Origin of the sequence: Coleofasciculus sp., from assembly GCF_046565525.1 — a bacterium.
Classification (GTDB): Bacteria; Cyanobacteriota; Cyanobacteriia; order Cyanobacteriales; family Coleofasciculaceae; genus Coleofasciculus.
Genome location: NZ_JBKHUP010000026.1, coordinates 21134 through 35358 on the forward strand (window position 1 = coordinate 21134; position 14225 = coordinate 35358).

General features: G+C 48.2%; 16 protein-coding genes. 4 read left to right on the forward strand and 12 right to left on the reverse strand.

The features are described 5' to 3' along the window. Positions 1 to 245 precede the first annotated feature (245 nt). Positions 246 to 1379, forward strand: a complete 1134-nt coding sequence (locus ACLGGO_RS11650) for a cob(I)yrinic acid a,c-diamide adenosyltransferase (protein ID WP_446337054.1) — start codon at positions 246 to 248, stop codon at positions 1377 to 1379. Positions 1380 to 1436: 57 nt separating this feature from the next. Here the strand turns inward: ACLGGO_RS11650 and ACLGGO_RS11655 are convergent, their stop codons facing one another. The 6 genes from ACLGGO_RS11655 to holA form a co-directional block, all read right to left on the reverse strand. Beyond that, entirely contained in the window at positions 1437 to 2138 is a 702-nt protein-coding gene (locus ACLGGO_RS11655; RefSeq protein ID WP_446419465.1) for a cytosine deaminase, read from the reverse strand. A gap of 33 nt (positions 2139 to 2171) precedes the next feature. Continuing rightward, the gene (locus ACLGGO_RS11660; protein WP_446419431.1) at positions 2172 to 2537 is read right to left on the reverse strand and encodes a Lin0512 family protein; all 366 of its coding nucleotides are present in this window, start codon (positions 2535 to 2537) and stop codon (positions 2172 to 2174) included. Positions 2538 to 2595: 58 nt separating this feature from the next. Beyond that, positions 2596 to 3033 carry an urease accessory protein UreE gene (gene ureE, locus ACLGGO_RS11665; protein WP_446337060.1) on the reverse strand — a complete coding sequence of 146 codons (438 nt, stop codon included), beginning with the start codon at positions 3031 to 3033 and terminating at the stop codon, positions 2596 to 2598. Positions 3034 to 3059: 26 nt separating this feature from the next. Then, complete coding sequence (locus tag ACLGGO_RS11670) at positions 3060 to 3530, reverse strand: DUF4168 domain-containing protein (RefSeq protein ID WP_446337061.1); 471 nt, start codon at positions 3528 to 3530, stop codon at positions 3060 to 3062. A gap of 115 nt (positions 3531 to 3645) precedes the next feature. Continuing rightward, entirely contained in the window at positions 3646 to 4128 is a 483-nt protein-coding gene (locus ACLGGO_RS11675; RefSeq protein WP_446419432.1) for a DUF4168 domain-containing protein, read from the reverse strand. A 208-nt stretch (positions 4129 to 4336) separates the two neighbouring features. Further along, positions 4337 to 5317 carry a DNA polymerase III subunit delta gene (holA, locus tag ACLGGO_RS11680; RefSeq protein ID WP_446419433.1) on the reverse strand — a complete coding sequence of 327 codons (981 nt, stop codon included), beginning with the start codon at positions 5315 to 5317 and terminating at the stop codon, positions 4337 to 4339. 33 nt (positions 5318 to 5350) lie between these two features. Between holA and ACLGGO_RS11685 the strand changes: the two genes are divergently transcribed. Further along, the gene (locus ACLGGO_RS11685; protein ID WP_446337064.1) at positions 5351 to 6139 is read left to right on the forward strand and encodes a DUF1868 domain-containing protein; all 789 of its coding nucleotides are present in this window, start codon (positions 5351 to 5353) and stop codon (positions 6137 to 6139) included. Between the two features lie 369 nt (positions 6140 to 6508). On the opposite strand, the gene aroF is transcribed toward ACLGGO_RS11685, so the two are convergent. The 5 genes from aroF to ACLGGO_RS11710 form a co-directional block, all read right to left on the reverse strand. Then, a complete protein-coding gene (gene aroF, locus ACLGGO_RS11690; RefSeq protein WP_446337066.1) occupies positions 6509 to 7567 on the reverse strand; it encodes a 3-deoxy-7-phosphoheptulonate synthase in 1059 nt (352 codons plus the stop codon). A gap of 133 nt (positions 7568 to 7700) precedes the next feature. Next, the gene (locus tag ACLGGO_RS11695; protein WP_446337067.1) at positions 7701 to 8177 is read right to left on the reverse strand and encodes a photosystem II biosynthesis protein; all 477 of its coding nucleotides are present in this window, start codon (positions 8175 to 8177) and stop codon (positions 7701 to 7703) included. A 16-nt stretch (positions 8178 to 8193) separates the two neighbouring features. Further along, a complete protein-coding gene (gene rpsO, locus ACLGGO_RS11700; RefSeq protein WP_446419434.1) occupies positions 8194 to 8463 on the reverse strand; it encodes a 30S ribosomal protein S15 in 270 nt (89 codons plus the stop codon). 93 nt (positions 8464 to 8556) lie between these two features. Continuing rightward, positions 8557 to 8991 carry a Holliday junction resolvase RuvX gene (gene ruvX, locus ACLGGO_RS11705; RefSeq protein WP_446337109.1) on the reverse strand — a complete coding sequence of 145 codons (435 nt, stop codon included), beginning with the start codon at positions 8989 to 8991 and terminating at the stop codon, positions 8557 to 8559. 74 nt (positions 8992 to 9065) lie between these two features. Beyond that, positions 9066 to 10310: a GNAT family N-acetyltransferase gene (locus ACLGGO_RS11710; RefSeq protein ID WP_446419435.1), complete on the reverse strand. Its 1245-nt coding sequence runs from the start codon at positions 10308 to 10310 to the stop codon at positions 9066 to 9068. A gap of 371 nt (positions 10311 to 10681) precedes the next feature. On the opposite strand from ACLGGO_RS11710, the gene cruF reads away from it, so the two are divergent. Then, a complete protein-coding gene (cruF, locus tag ACLGGO_RS11715) occupies positions 10682 to 11620 on the forward strand; it encodes a gamma-carotene 1'-hydroxylase CruF (protein ID WP_446419436.1) in 939 nt (312 codons plus the stop codon). Between the two features lie 43 nt (positions 11621 to 11663). Beyond that, positions 11664 to 12836, forward strand: coding sequence for a 2'-O-glycosyltransferase CruG (cruG, locus tag ACLGGO_RS11720; RefSeq protein ID WP_446337071.1), 1173 nt, complete (start codon positions 11664 to 11666; stop codon positions 12834 to 12836). A gap of 158 nt (positions 12837 to 12994) precedes the next feature. Here cruG and rnhA read toward each other — a convergent pair whose 3' ends face one another. After that, positions 12995 to 13894, reverse strand: a complete 900-nt coding sequence (gene rnhA / locus ACLGGO_RS11725; RefSeq protein ID WP_446337072.1) for a ribonuclease HI — start codon at positions 13892 to 13894, stop codon at positions 12995 to 12997. Positions 13895 to 14225 lie beyond the last annotated feature (331 nt).

A 14225-nucleotide genomic window follows, 5' to 3' on the forward strand; every position in this document is an offset into this window, starting at 1 on the left:
TTTCCTTTTGATCGATGTATCAGTTCCTCGTGTAGTGCGGAAAAATTAAGGAGCGATAAAAAAGTAGATATGATAAACCTAACATCCTTGGAGGCTTCTACCTGCTACCTTATTCCCCCATAACGGCAACGGGGATATTTTTATACTATATTAGACTGGCTGGGATAAAAGGGTGAAGGTTATTCTTAATATTCCCAGTTGTATCGTTAAACTGAGTTGGGTTGATAAAGTCCCAAGGATCGTCAATGACTAGGACAGGTATTGGTATTCGCACGGCGGCTGAGCGTACAGAACGCATCACCGGTCAGATTCATGTTTACGATGGCGTGGGTAAGGGGAAGTCTCAAGCCGCATTGGGCGTGGTTTTGCGCTCGATTGGTTTGGGGATCAACTGTGCAGAATCCAGTCGGGTGTTATTGTTACAGTTTCTTAAGGGACCGGGACGGAACTATGATGAGGATGCGGCGATTGAGGCGTTGCGACGGGCGTTTCCTCACTTGATTGATCAGGTTCGCACGGGACGAAGTGAATTTTTTACTAAAGAGGAAGTAACCCGGTTTGACAAGCTAGAGGCGCAGCGAGGGTGGGATGTGGCGAAAGGCGCGATCGCGTCAAATCTCTATTCGGTTGTGGTTCTGGATGAGTTGAATCCCCTGCTGGATTTGGGGTTACTCCCGGTTGAGGAGGTGGTGCAAACCCTGACAAATAAACCCCCGTCTCTGGAAGTGATTGTCACGGGACGAGGAACGCCGCCAGCGCTGTTGGATTTGGCAGATTTACATAGTGAGTCGGTTCCCCACGATCACCCGGTTTCTCGGGAACAGGGGATTGAGGGAATTGAAATTTATACGGGTGCGGGGAAAGGGAAATCGACCAATGCGTTAGGAAAGGCGTTACAAGCCATTGGTCGCGGAATTAGTACGGATAAATCCCACCGGGTTCTGATTATGCAGTGGTTGAAGGGAGGGACAGGGTATACTGAAGACGCCGCGATCGCAGCCTTACGCCAAAGCTACCCAAATCTGGTGGATCATCAGCGTTGTGGGCGAGACGCGATCGTTTGGCGGGGACAGCAGCAAATTTTGGATTATGTAGAAGCAGAACGGGGATGGGAAATTGCCCGGGCGGCGTTAGCGTCAGGGTTGTATAAAACGATTATTCTGGATGAACTGAATCCGACGGTTGATTTGGAACTGTTGCAGGTTGAACCCATTGTCGAGGCGCTGTTACGGAAACCCCGTGATACGGAAGTCATTATCACAGGTCGTTGTAAAAATCAACCCGCTTACTTTGAATTGGCAACTGTCCATTCGGAGATGATTTGTCATAAGCATTATTGTGACAAAGGAGTGGATTTGAAGCGAGGGGTGGATTTTTAATCGTCATCTGTCATTTGTTAGGGAACAGGGGAGTACGTCAACTAAGCTAGAGTTGGGCTATTCCCAATCGACAAACTGGGCATAGAGATAGGCGATCACTTCCCCAATGACGGTTCGTACCCCTTCGCTAGAGTGCCACCACTGTTTAGGATCATACTCTTGAGGTTCAGCCGCAATCACACCGACTCGGATTTCTGGTTCTAATACGGCTTTAAATATAATCCAGCTTCGACGGGCATGAGGTCCTAAGGAATAAAGATTTATCGATTTTACGTCTAATTCGGACGTCGATAACCATTCCCGTAGGGCGATGGCGCTTGCTTGAGTTCGATGTTTAATCACCTTGGGGGCGGGAACAGCTACCAGTTGTTCTGGGTTAAACCCCAAAACGATAAATGTGGCGGCGGTGAGTTCGGCAAAATTCTTGTATTGGGCTAAATAATATCCCTTCGAGACGGGTAAACCCGTGGTAATCAGGTGATTATAAGACCCGCGCTGGAAGAGTGCGATCGCGTCCTTAATTGCATAATCCGGTATCCAGCCTTCCACCACTATGACATCAGCCGCCACGGGAGAGTTAACCGCTAGGAATGGGTAGATAGTGCTGAGAGTGAATACCATTAAAGCAATTATACAAATAAATGTAACTATCCATCCCTGAATAGTCAGAGTCCATTGGCTTTTGCGATGGATTAAACGGATTTTCACTTTAGCGGTTAACCTGTTAAACTGTAATTTTTTTATTTGACTGTTCGAGATATTCACTCTCTAATTTTAATCAGGTTAACTCAGCTATTCAGTTTCCACTAAAACGGTAACGGCGGCAACAGCAATTAGCATTTCGTCATTTTTATCATTAAGTTCAGGAATGGCTCGACCTTGAACCACCATTCCACCCGATTGTACGGTGAGTGATTTTTGTCCAAAGGGTAACATGGCGAGAACCTCCTCCTGTCGCACTTGTTCCGGGTAAGGTACAGCGACTTGCACTTCCACAATCATTTGATTGGGATCGCTCAAACCCGCAACTTCCCAGACACCGGGTAAAGCGTTGTGCGCGATCGCGTTCCGCACAGCCCTAGATGCAGCGACAGTGGGTTCCTGTCCATGTTGGTCTACCCCCATACCCATTTCAATAATCAAACGTTTGCGAGTCATAGCAACTGTTATATCCTAAATAATGCATAACTTGTATTTTGTGACATACTCCCGACACTTATCTGTGATGGTGATACGCGCCAATTTCGGGTTGAAAGGGGACAATTTCTGGCTTCACCTCCACGCCTAACTGATTGAGCATCGCCTGTAAAACGGGGTCAGGTGATAAGCGTAAATAGTGGGGAGTGAGTTCTAAGGGGACATGGCGATTACCCAGATGATAAGCAGCTCGCAGTAAACTCAGAGGATTGGAGGAAGTAATGGTTAAAACAGGTTCGGGTTTCGCCGCAATCTGAACCACCACCTCACCTGTCTGTGATTGGAGTAAATCCCCATCGTTGAGGATAGTCCCTCTCGGTAAACGCAGATACAAACTTTGACCCTCTGGGGTTTCAAAGCGGTAGCGCGTCCGGGTGCGTTCCTCTGCGGTGAGGGAAAGTGTAAAATTAACGGAGATTTCTGTTGCTGAGTTCAATCGTTGCGTCAACATCAGCATAAATCGCCCAACTTGTCAAGCTAAAGTTAACGTTGCAGGCGAATCAGTTCATTCTGAATTTGCCGTTGTAAATCAGGGTCTAATTGGGCAGTATAAGTCATGGCGTTAAATTGAGCCATGCTGAATCCCTGACTTTCGCCAAGTTCTTTGGCGGTGTTGCAGTAGTTGACTGCAATACCTTGAACATCAGAAGGGAGTTCTTTGAGGGAATCGGGTTGGGTACAGGTAATACTAGGAATCTGCTCTTGATTCATCTGTTGCTGAATTTCGCTGAAGGCAGTCTGACGGCTACCTTCTATCGCCAGAAGCGCCTTGGCGTAATTTTTGATGTCCTCTTCAGTGATGGTTTCGGCTGGCAATGGGGAGATAGAGGGACTAGCCTCTGGATTGGAGTTAGATGCACATCCAGAGAGGATGAAGGCGAGTGCGGCGATACAACTCGTCCAGGGAATCCTATAGGTTTGCGATCGCGCCTGTATGGGCATGGAATCCGACAAAGTAGCTTTATTTTGACAGGTTTTGACCGTTTGGAACTCAATAAAACTCAGGGTTCGATGTTTTATCTATAGAGTTCCTTACCGAGGGTTATCATACCACAAGAGTGGTTGATCGTTACCTTGATTCTTGCTGCCTTTGTAATGCATCTTGAATCCGTTGTCGTAAATTACCATCTTTTTCCGCCAGACGTGTAATTTGGTTGAATCGAGAGGGGGTTAAATAATTGTTGACCAACGCCGAAGCTTGGTTACAATAATTGTTGGCAATTGCTCGCGCCTCCTGAGACGGCAGTTGATTGATGGTTTCTGATCGATGACACTGGATATCGGGAATGTTGCCATTTACGATTTTTTTAATTTCGTTATAGGCAACTTGACGTAGGGGTTCCATCGCTAAAACCGCTCGCGCGTAGTTGTTGATATCATCCTCTGGAACGGCTTGTTGAGCATGGACAGCACGGTTGAAGTCCAAGGTTAGGGACTCTCGGGCAAGTTCGGGGATGAACCCAGACAGTAAACCCAAGGTGGTTAGTGCCGTTACAATCAGTGGACGAGAGAAACGAGTCAAATGAGGGTGATTACAGTAAAACGTAATCATGACGATTGCAAATAATTAAAAGTACACAACAAAACCCACAGTGGGCTTGTTTTTCCTGAACTATTTTAGGGGATAGAAGTTCCGCTATTTAGAGATAAGGGGGTAGCGGAGCTGGGGGAGCTGGGGGAGCTGGGGGAGCTGGGGAAGTTAACTCAAAACTCTAACCTATTCCCTATTCCCTATTCCCTGACGAATGACGAATGACAAATCAACAGCAAATTTGGCACAGTTTGATCACCTGGGTTTGCAGGGTGGAGAGTTCATCAGCACCTCGTTTGAGGCTGACATCTAACTCTAGCAGGACTCGTAAAGTTGCGGTTAACTGATCTAGACTAAGGTGCTGCACCTCTTTTTTCAGGAAGTAAATACGCTTGGGGTTACCGACTTCGGCGGCGGTAGCAATGACTTTTATATCCTTTTCCCCTTGAGTGATCATTAGCTTGACCCATAACCAGGTGCGAAACTGTCCCACGAGGGTGGCGACGATTCGTAATGGGTGTTCGTTGTTGTTGATTAAGTCAGCAATGAGTCCCAAGGCTTTGGTGGTATCGCCTTTGAGAATACTCTCGGCTAGTTGTAGGCTATTGTGAGTTGTGGTGGTGACTAATGCAGCAACAGCGCGTTCATCTAAGCTAGTTGTCCCATCGCCCGCGTAAAGGCGTAACTTGTCCAGTTCGTTGGCAAGTTGACGGGTATTGTTACCCACCGCATCGGCGAGGAGTTCAGCCGCTAGGGGAGTGAGTTTAACGCCAGTGGTTTGGGCGTAGGATTTAACCTGTTGGACTAATTCCTCGGTTTTCCAGGGGGGGATTAGGGGAAATTCTCGGATTTGGGCGTGTTCTTGTAGCAGCTTGGTGGACTTGAGTCGTTTATCAGGTCGATGATGAGTGGTGAGCAGTAATATAGATTCTGGCGGAATAGCGGGGAGAGTGCGTCCGAGTTCAGCGAGTACTTTGTCGGAACAGTTCTGGCAAACGGTGGTATCGACTAACCAGACTAATCGTTTTCCCATTCCAAATGGGGGAGTCATCGCCTGATTGAGTCCCTGAATGAGGGCGTCGGGTTGGTCTGGGGGAATTTTATCATAGTTAAAACTGAGCCAGTTAGAGTCGAGGACGGACTGGCGTAGTTCGTTTACGGCTTGATTCAGGGCAAAGTCATTATCTCCCCAATAAAGATAAATTGGCATAAGGACGTTTAGCGCATTCGGAGGAAATTCAACGTGGATGATACCTATCCAACCTATATCAATCGGGTGGCGAGGATGACTGTATCTGATAGTTATCACTCTCAGTTACCCAATATCCAGGAGTCACCTAAGTTTGAGCGTCTGGCTGATGGCACAACCAAGGCGGTTAATTTTCCAGGATACACGGTGATGACGCCACCATGGGAGGATGAGTCAGAGAATGAGGGGTTTTATAGCAGTTTGCAGGAGTTACAACGGATATTAGAGAAGGAATTTAAATCGAGTTTAATGCTATCGCTTCCGCCTGAGAGTTTTCATTTAACCCTAGCGGATTTAATTTGGGAGAATAGTTATCGGGATACGGTGCAGGATAATCCGGAGTTTGATCAGCAACTTCAGGAACGAATTGGGGAGAGTTTTGAGCAATATAAGGGGTTGTATAGGAATCCCTATCCTATATGCTGGCAGTTTTTCGGCGTGATTGTCATGCCGCGTGCAATTGGGGTTTGTTTGGTGCCAAAAGATGAGGAGTCTTACAAACGAGTAGTTGAGTTCCGGCGCTGTCTTTATCAAAATCCGGGATTGATTGGTTTGGGAGTTGAGCAGCAGTATCATTTTACGGCACATATTACCCTAGGATACTTCGGGGAAATTCCAGCGCAGCTTGAGCGCGATCGCATCAGTAGTATGTTATCGGATTTGAATGAGCAATGGTTAGCTAAAGATGTTAATTCGTTTTGGGTTAAGCGGGCTCAATTGCGGAAGTTTGATAATATGACCCATTTTTATCGCGAATCGGATTTTCCGGTTGTTGAGTTTTGAGTGTCAGGATGAGATGATAGCAAAGCCTAAAAGTTATGTGTGATGGCTCTGGGGCTGTAAAACGTTCCAAGTCTAACTATGCATTGGCTACGTTTCGTACTGGGAAGCAGTACAACGCCGACCTTAGTGCCAGCTACAACATAGCAGCTAGGTATTGGCTTAAAACCATTAAACCCACTCGGAGAAATCGCAGTGGGTCTGTTCCGGGCGGAAGTTCCCGGACGGAACCGAGAATACCGGGTCTACTCTGTCATTTATGGAGCTAGACGCCACGCTTCTATTCGTAAGAATGAAGCGTGGAGTATTCACTCAAAGAACAAGGGCACGGTATTGCCGTGCCCCTAAGATATCATTGATGTGTTTGAACACTTATACCATCGCCATCGCGGGTTCGTGCCAACGCCCAACGGCTTTACCAATCACCGCCATTTCTGTGACCAAGCTATCAAAGCTATCCGGTGTCAGGGATTGGGGTCCATCGGATAATGCTTTGGCTGGATTGGGATGAACTTCAATCATTAACGAATCTGCACCGGCTGCGATTGCGGCTTTTGCCATCGTTGGCACATACTCAAACCAACCCGTACCGTGACTTGGGTCAATCATAATCGGCAAATGGGTGAGCGATCGCAAAACAGGTAACACTGATAAATCTAGGGTATTGCGGGCATATTTCCGGTCGAATCCTCGTATTCCCCGTTCACACAGAATCACATTAGGATTCCCAGCCGCTAAAACATACTCCGCCGCCATTAACCATTCATCAATGGTTGCCGACATTCCCCGCTTCAACAACACCGGTTTATCCTGGGCGCCTACTTTTTTCAACAGGGAGAAATTCTGCATATTGCGGGCACCGACTTGCACCACATCGGCGACTTCGGAAATTTTATCCACATCCGCTGTATCCATGACTTCGGTAATGATCCCCAAACCCGAAGCCTCCCGCGCGGCGGCGAGTAACTCTAAGGCGCTTTCTCCATGTCCTTGGAATGAATAGGGCGAAGTCCGAGGTTTATAAGCACCCCCCCGCAAAAATCGAGCGCCCGCCGCTTTTACCCGACGTGCTGTCTCGACAATCATCTCTTCGTTTTCTACCGAACAAGGACCTGCTACCAGCACCACCGGATGATTCTCGCCAAAGGTAACGGGTCCATCGGGTGTTGATACCACAACTTCGCCAGCTTCCCCATTACGATACTCACGGCTTGCCCGTTTAAAGGGTTTCTCAACCCGCAGGACTTCTTCTATCCAAGGGCTAATTTCCTGAATTTGCAGGGGGTCTAAAGCCGCCGTTTCACCAACTAAACCGATAACAACCTTGTGTTTACCCACAATCGGTTCCGGAGTCAGACCCTGTTCGCTGAGTTCCTGACTAATGCGATCGATTTCGGCTTCTGGAGAGCCGACTTTCATGACTACAATCATAAGTTTTAAGGTTTAAGTTTTCAATTGGGGAAGTTTTAAGTTTTGAGTTTTGAGTTAACTCCCTCATCTTCCTTCCCCTGTTCCTGGAACTCCTGTCCTCCCGCGAGCCCTGGCAATCTTACCGAAAGCTGGGCTAACTTTTTTTAGCCTCTCTCGCCTCACGCCATGCTGATGTGAGTCGTCCTAGGTTGGTTGTGAATTCCTGCCAACCCAGTAGTGTTCCGGGGATGTCTTCTTCCCAGGATGCGGAAAGGACGCCATAGCTCAAGCCCAACACCCCTAAGCCAAAAAAGCCCATACTTACCAGAACCACAGCGACATTGGGTAATTTGATCTCCAGGTTGACCACCAGAAGATAGCTGACCACAAATGAGAGAATCCCCAACGCTGTCGGAATACCGCACAGCAACGCCATGCGGCGTACCATACGCTTACTCACCTGATCAGGGATAGCCATCGACTCAGAACTGGAAGCCCTGGGTTTATCGGGTTTCGCTTTTGGTTTCGCCTCCGCTTTACTGGCTACAGGTTTTGCCTGTGGTTTCGACTTTTTTTTGCGCTTCTGGCTCGGCTCAAAGGGTAAAGGATTGCGGGAGGGTTGATCAGACATAAGCTTTAATGGGTGTCTAGCCGCGAATACCTAAGCGCTTGATCAAGGCTTGGTAGTGTTCAGAATCGCTTGCACGAATATAACTGAGTAAGCGCTTGCGCTGACCAATCATCTTTAATAATCCCCGACGGGAGGCATGATCCTTTTTATTGGCTTGTAGATGTGTACTCAAACGACTAATGCGATCGCTGAGCATAGCAACTTGCACATCTGCCGAACCCGTGTCGGTTTCATGAGTTTGATAGCTCTCAATAATTTCTTGTTTGCGTTCTTGGGTTAAAGCCATGGATAAACGTTCGTTGGTATAATCCAGCAGTTTTTCATCTTATCACTTTTCCGGCTTGATGGTACTCGCTCCTTGAGAAGCAAGCTACATGGTTCATGGTTCACGGCTTGAGCGACGAGTATCCAGCCACTGTTGGAGTATGATTGCTGCGGCTTTGCGGTCAATCAGAGCTTTATGGCGAGAGGGCGCAAGCTTCTCGGCGTGAAGTAACTGTTCTGCTTCAACGGAGGTTAACCGCTCATCCACATATTCTACGGGTAATTGTAGGGCAGCACTCAAACGACGAGCATACTTTTGCACCTGTCGCGCCTGAAATCCCAGGGTTCCGTTCATTGAATAGGGTAGCCCAATAACTAGAACCTGAACCTCGCGTTGTTCTACGAGTTCTCCCAACTGTGATACATCCTGCTCAAAGGATGTTCGCTTGATTGTGGTTAAACCTGTAGCAATTAAACCGGTGCCATCGCATCCGGCGACACCAATGCGCTTACTACCAACATCTAAGCCTAAGGCTGAGATTTTCTGCATCATTGTGAAAAGAGTCCCTACACAAGCGCCATACCCTCTTTCCAAAGGGTGAAAACGCAAAACTCAAAACTCCCCTAGTCAGCATCTGTAGAATCGGCTGGAGGTTGAATATCCTTCTCCTTCGACTTCTGTTTTGACGAGGGATTGGTTCCATTGGTCTTAGAAGCCGCGTTAGGTTGTTTGGAGAGGGATTCCCACCAGGAGATACGGCTGGGGATGGGAGTACGGGCTGGCTGGAGTCCCTGAAGCACTTCTGATAACTGTAACCCCTCTAATTTCTTCGCTTCCCGGAGTTTATGCCAGACTGAACGAGACATGAGCAGAGTATGCTCGATTCTCTGAGCCTCTAACTGTTCCAGGTAGTCTTCTCGTTCCGGTTGATAGTCGGCTGAAGCCAGATGTAATGACTGGGCAGGATATTGTTGGCTAATCCGTGCCATTTGTGAGAATAACTCTGGATACAGGCAAGTGTAGGCAGGGTGAACGGTGAGCTGGGCTTCGTGGGATCGACTTCCATCTCGGCAAAGGGTGAGTTGAAAATAACCAATAGCCGCTTTCCGCTGGGATTCAAACACATAAGCGTTGATTACTTCAGTGCGATTGAACCACTGCTGGAGTGTCGAGACTAGCGATCGCATAAACCCTGTTTTAAAATCCTCGATATGGCGGTCAAAAACTTGACGCACTAACGGAGGCATGGACGCTGTATCTAGCTGATACAAGAGTTGGGCATCAGCATTGCTCACGGGGAGCAAGTTGGGTAAATCGGGTTCGCGATCGGCTAGTTTAGCTAGAGTAATATCATTAATTTCCCAATATGTCAATTGCGCTAGGGGTTGAAATCCGTTGTGCCGATACAGTGCCAGGGTATCTTTATTATGGATATTGACTTCTAGTAACCAGGTGCGGGCTTCCCAGATGGTCTCGAAGCAATGGCGCAAGAGTGCGGAGCCCGTTTCGAGTTTGGCGGGTTTATTACTTGCTCGAGAAGACTGATCAGGAGTAACTAACACCTGTTCCACGCGCCAAGTACTGCGAGTCCGATTAAAGGGCGAGACTTTAATTAATCCCCGCAACTGCTGAAATTGTTCAGCCACATAGAAACAAAAATCATACTGGCAAGGATTCGGGAACCAATTCAAAAGCATCAGCAACCCATACCAGCGTCGAACCTGCTGAAGTTTGCGAATGAAGGTTAACGAACAGCTATTACACTCTTGCTCCGTTGCTTGAGTAGTAAGCTGCTCAATTCTCTCCAAATCGCCGTATTGAATTGGACGAATGACAGTCTTCGCGTTTTCCGGAACAGGTGAAGTCATTTTGAGTAAAGATGCTAGGAAGCCAACAGCAGACAAGAGCAACTTTTTTGCCCTGTAACAAACAGTGACAAGATTAAGGTTACTGCCCTGCCAATATATTAACGATTTTCCCGCCCTGTTCATGGGGACAAGGGAACGGGGACAAGGGAACGGGCACAAGGGAACGGGGAACGGGGAACGGGGAAAATTTCCCCCCTCACCCTCATCATTCACACAGGGGTACTAGGGACTTTTTTCGTAAACATTTGTAAACTATTAATCATTGCTGCTTGTATACCCGCAAACCACTATTGCCTTGCTGCATCTGAATCGGAATGCTGTGTCTTGCCGCTAAGACAAGTCGGGGGTTTTCACCATTTTAGGAGTTTTTCATGAAGCAACTGATCAAAATTGAGCGCTTTTTGTTGATAGGTCATATTGGGGCTATGGCATTTGGACTGGCAGGTCTACTGCTGGTTTTGCCTCACCCGGAATGGATTCTCAGCTTACCACCACAGGGAAAAACCGTATTTCAATGGTCAATGGCTGGGGGTGGAGTCGTCTATATTATTTTGGGGGCACTAGCTGTCGCGATTTATGCCTACCGAACTCTGGGACTGTGGCAATGGCTAACGTTCATGGTACCGGCTATTGTCATTTCCTTGGCAAGTGAACTCCTAGGAACGAGTACAGGTTTCCCTTTTGGACACTATGGTTACTTAAATGGCTTAGGCTATAAAATCGCCGGTCTTGTCCCGTTTACGATTCCCTTATCCTGGTTTTATTTAGGATTGGTGTCTTATCTATTGGCTCGTGTGGGGTTAGAGGCTAGAGTAGCGACAAACAGGTCAGTCAGTTGGTTACGTCACTTCGGTGCGATCGCGATTGGTGCTGTCTTACTCACCTCTTGGGACTTCGTTCTTGACCCCGCGATGAGCCAAGCCGCTGTCCCCTTCTGGTTATGGGAGCAACCGGGTGCCTTTTTTGGGATGCCGTATCAGAATTTTGCTGGCTGGTTGGGAACAGGTGCTGTATTTATGACGGTCGCGACTCTATTTTGGCAGAAAACGCCAATGGCATTGTCTAGAAGCCAATTGGGATTACCCTTAGCCGTTTATCTGAGCAACTTTGTCTTTGCGGCTGTGATGAGTATCGGTGCCCAAATATGGGTACCTATCGGCTTAGGCATTGTGTTGGGTGTTGTTCCCGCCGTGGTATTGTGGCGGATGGCAATGGCTGCACCGACACCGAATACCGTTGAACAAGCACTACGCGATCGCACTCCAGAGGAGAAAGTGCCTGTAGCATCTATGGGAGTTTCACCTAAGTAATCAGGCTCCCCCTACCCCTCCACACCTCTGCCCCTGTGCTTAAATGATATTTGCCCTCATCCTATTACTGATCCAGATCCCCGCTACTTTAATCCTGCTCTCACGCCTGCTCAAAGGTCCAGGGCGTCGTCCTCCCGTAGAAGCCAAGCTCCCTACCCCCGATCAGTTGGGGGCGGTTAGTGTGGTGGTGCCTACACTCAATGAACGAGAACGGCTCAATCCTTGTCTAATAGGCTTAAGTCAGCAGAGTTACGAAGTACGCGAAATTATTGTGGTGGATTCTCACTCCACCGATGGCACACCGGAGTTAGTCAAAGATGCCCAAATCAAAGATCCACGATTTCGGCTGATGACCGATGACCCATTGCCACCGGACTGGGTAGGACGCCCTTGGGCATTACATCAGGGCTATTTGCACAGTTGTCCCGATAGTCAGTGGATTTTGGGTATAGATGCGGATACCCAACCCCAACCTGGATTAGTGGCGGGGTTAATTCATATCGCTGAAACCTTAGGGTTTGACCTGGTGTCTCTATCACCGCGATTTATTCTCCAGTATCCGGGGGAATGGTGGCTACAACCGGCGCTGCTGATGACGTTGGTCTATCGATTTGGTCCGACAGGTATCACTAGCAATCCCGCCGAACGGGTGATGGCAAATGGGCAGTGTTTTTTATGTCGCCGACAGGTTTTAACTCAACTCGATGGTTATAGTAGCGCCAAGGGTTCATTTTGTGATGATGTGACCCTAGCGCGATATGCCGCCAAACAGGGATTTAAGGTGGGGTTTTTGGATGGTGCTAACGTGCTCAAAGTTCGTATGTATGAGGGCGCTTGGGCTACCTGGCGGGAGTGGGGGCGATCGCTCGATTTAAAGGATGCTTCTAGTCCGGGTCAACTCTGGAGTGATGTATGGCTGCTGCTGAGTACTCAGGCGTTGCCTCTACCTGCCTCTTTAGTGGCTTTGGTGAGTTTGAGCCTGGGCATATCTTCACCCGTCCTCATGAGTGTCCTAGGGTTAAATCTAGGGTTACTGGTAATGCGCTGGGCATTAGTTGGCGCGATCGCTCGTTCTTATGATTTCACTCCATCCTCATCCCCCGCATCTTGGCTATTCTGGCTTTCTCCTTTGGCTGACCCCTTAGCCGTGCTGCGGATTTTCCTGTCCGCTAGGCAAAGACCAAAACAGTGGCGGGGGCGGATTTATGGGAGTTAGGAATGGGAAGATGGAGTAGATGAGGGAGTCGGGGCGGGCGCGAGTCGCATCCCTTGTGAGGTGAGAAACGATAATCGTCAAAAGAGCCCCTACAGGCTCAAAACTCACGCGCCATGCCCTATGCGCCAAGTGAAGGTCAAAACGTCCCCAATCCCTAACTACTCTTCATCACCAGATCTAACTTGGTCTACCCGTTCTAACTGCCATAGAATCTGATTGCCTTCACGCCGCACTCGCGAGACAATCCAGTTGCGCCAGGGCCAATGATCTCCCCGACTGGTGACTGCACTGGCATTGATATCCATTAAATCGGCTAGTTCGGAACTACTAATTAGATAGCCCTCACTAGCGATTTCATCAGCAATGCGTAGGGTTTCGATTAAGTTTCCCAGTTGAGCAACTCTAACTTCGCGGGGTAACTCGTCATTGGAAGTGTTTGGTGAATCCGGTACATCTATCATCGGTTTTTCAGAGGTAGGAAGGACCTGTGGTACATCTTTGTAAACTACCTCAAAAGTGGTCTTTTCATCTGATACCCCTGTTACGGGTGTCTTCCGCGTGGGGGTGCTGGAATTACCAAAGTCCGACAGTTGTGTTAATCTGGGAGATTTACCGTGGGCAAAAGCATTAGCAATTTGATCACAACGCTCATTACCTTGATTACCACTGTGTCCCCGTACATGTTGCCAAGTGACGAGGGGAGAATTGACCGCATCTAGTTTTTCCCATAAATCTTGATTTAAAACGGCTTTTCCCTGAGAGGTTTTCCAGCCTTTGTTTTTCCAGCCCTTAATCCATTTGGTAATGCCGTTCTTGACGTATTCACTATCCGTGTAGAGGGTAATCGGGTGAGTGTTTCCCGATCTCTGAAGCAGTATCAGGGCTTCAATCGCTGCCAAGAGTTCCATCCGGTTATTGGTGGTTTTTGTCGTAGCCCCCCCGATTTCATGCACAGAACCATCGGTAAAATACACAACCGTACCCCAGCCACCTGGACCTGGATTGCCAGTACAGGCTCCATCAGTATAAACACTTTTGATTTGACGAGTTACAAGCATTGTTTTGCATTATGAGTAGACTCCTAAATGGTTTTAGCAGAGTTCCTACCCCATCGGCACAACGGGTGATCAATGAGTTTTGAGTCTGTAGGGGCGGGTTTTACTGATAACGTTCCGGATAAAGCCACCTGAATCGCGAGGGGCTACCTCTTCAACGAAGTAAGAGGTAGGGGGATAGGGGGATAGCTACCTGAACTAAACCCGCCCCGACTCATCCTTCGCTTCGTTAGTCGGACATGATTTTGAGTTAGGATCTCAAGTGACAATGATAGATAGTACAATTGTTCATCCTCCCCATCTCCCCCTGCTTCCCCTGCTTCCCCTGCTCCCC

What these genes read in the sequence shown, in the direction of transcription:
- ACLGGO_RS11695 (WP_446337067.1), bottom strand. Translation starts at nt 8,177, where the DNA reads ATGTCTGATCAACCCTCCCGCAATCCTTTACCCTTTGAGCCGAGCCAG.
- cruF (WP_446419436.1), top strand. Translation starts at nt 10,682, where the DNA reads ATGAAGCAACTGATCAAAATTGAGCGCTTTTTGTTGATAGGTCATATT.
- holA (WP_446419433.1), bottom strand. Translation starts at nt 5,317, where the DNA reads ATGCCAATTTATCTTTATTGGGGAGATAATGACTTTGCCCTGAATCAA.
- ACLGGO_RS11710 (WP_446419435.1), bottom strand. Translation starts at nt 10,310, where the DNA reads ATGACTTCACCTGTTCCGGAAAACGCGAAGACTGTCATTCGTCCAATT.
- ureE (WP_446337060.1), bottom strand. Translation starts at nt 3,033, where the DNA reads ATGCTGATGTTGACGCAACGATTGAACTCAGCAACAGAAATCTCCGTT.
- rnhA (WP_446337072.1), bottom strand. Translation starts at nt 13,894, where the DNA reads ATGCTTGTAACTCGTCAAATCAAAAGTGTTTATACTGATGGAGCCTGT.
- cruG (WP_446337071.1), top strand. Translation starts at nt 11,664, where the DNA reads ATGATATTTGCCCTCATCCTATTACTGATCCAGATCCCCGCTACTTTA.
- ruvX (WP_446337109.1), bottom strand. Translation starts at nt 8,991, where the DNA reads ATGCAGAAAATCTCAGCCTTAGGCTTAGATGTTGGTAGTAAGCGCATT.
- ACLGGO_RS11650 (WP_446337054.1), top strand. Translation starts at nt 246, where the DNA reads ATGACTAGGACAGGTATTGGTATTCGCACGGCGGCTGAGCGTACAGAA.
- rpsO (WP_446419434.1), bottom strand. Translation starts at nt 8,463, where the DNA reads ATGGCTTTAACCCAAGAACGCAAACAAGAAATTATTGAGAGCTATCAA.
- aroF (WP_446337066.1), bottom strand. Translation starts at nt 7,567, where the DNA reads ATGATTGTAGTCATGAAAGTCGGCTCTCCAGAAGCCGAAATCGATCGC.
- ACLGGO_RS11660 (WP_446419431.1), bottom strand. Translation starts at nt 2,537, where the DNA reads ATGACTCGCAAACGTTTGATTATTGAAATGGGTATGGGGGTAGACCAA.
- ACLGGO_RS11675 (WP_446419432.1), bottom strand. Translation starts at nt 4,128, where the DNA reads ATGATTACGTTTTACTGTAATCACCCTCATTTGACTCGTTTCTCTCGT.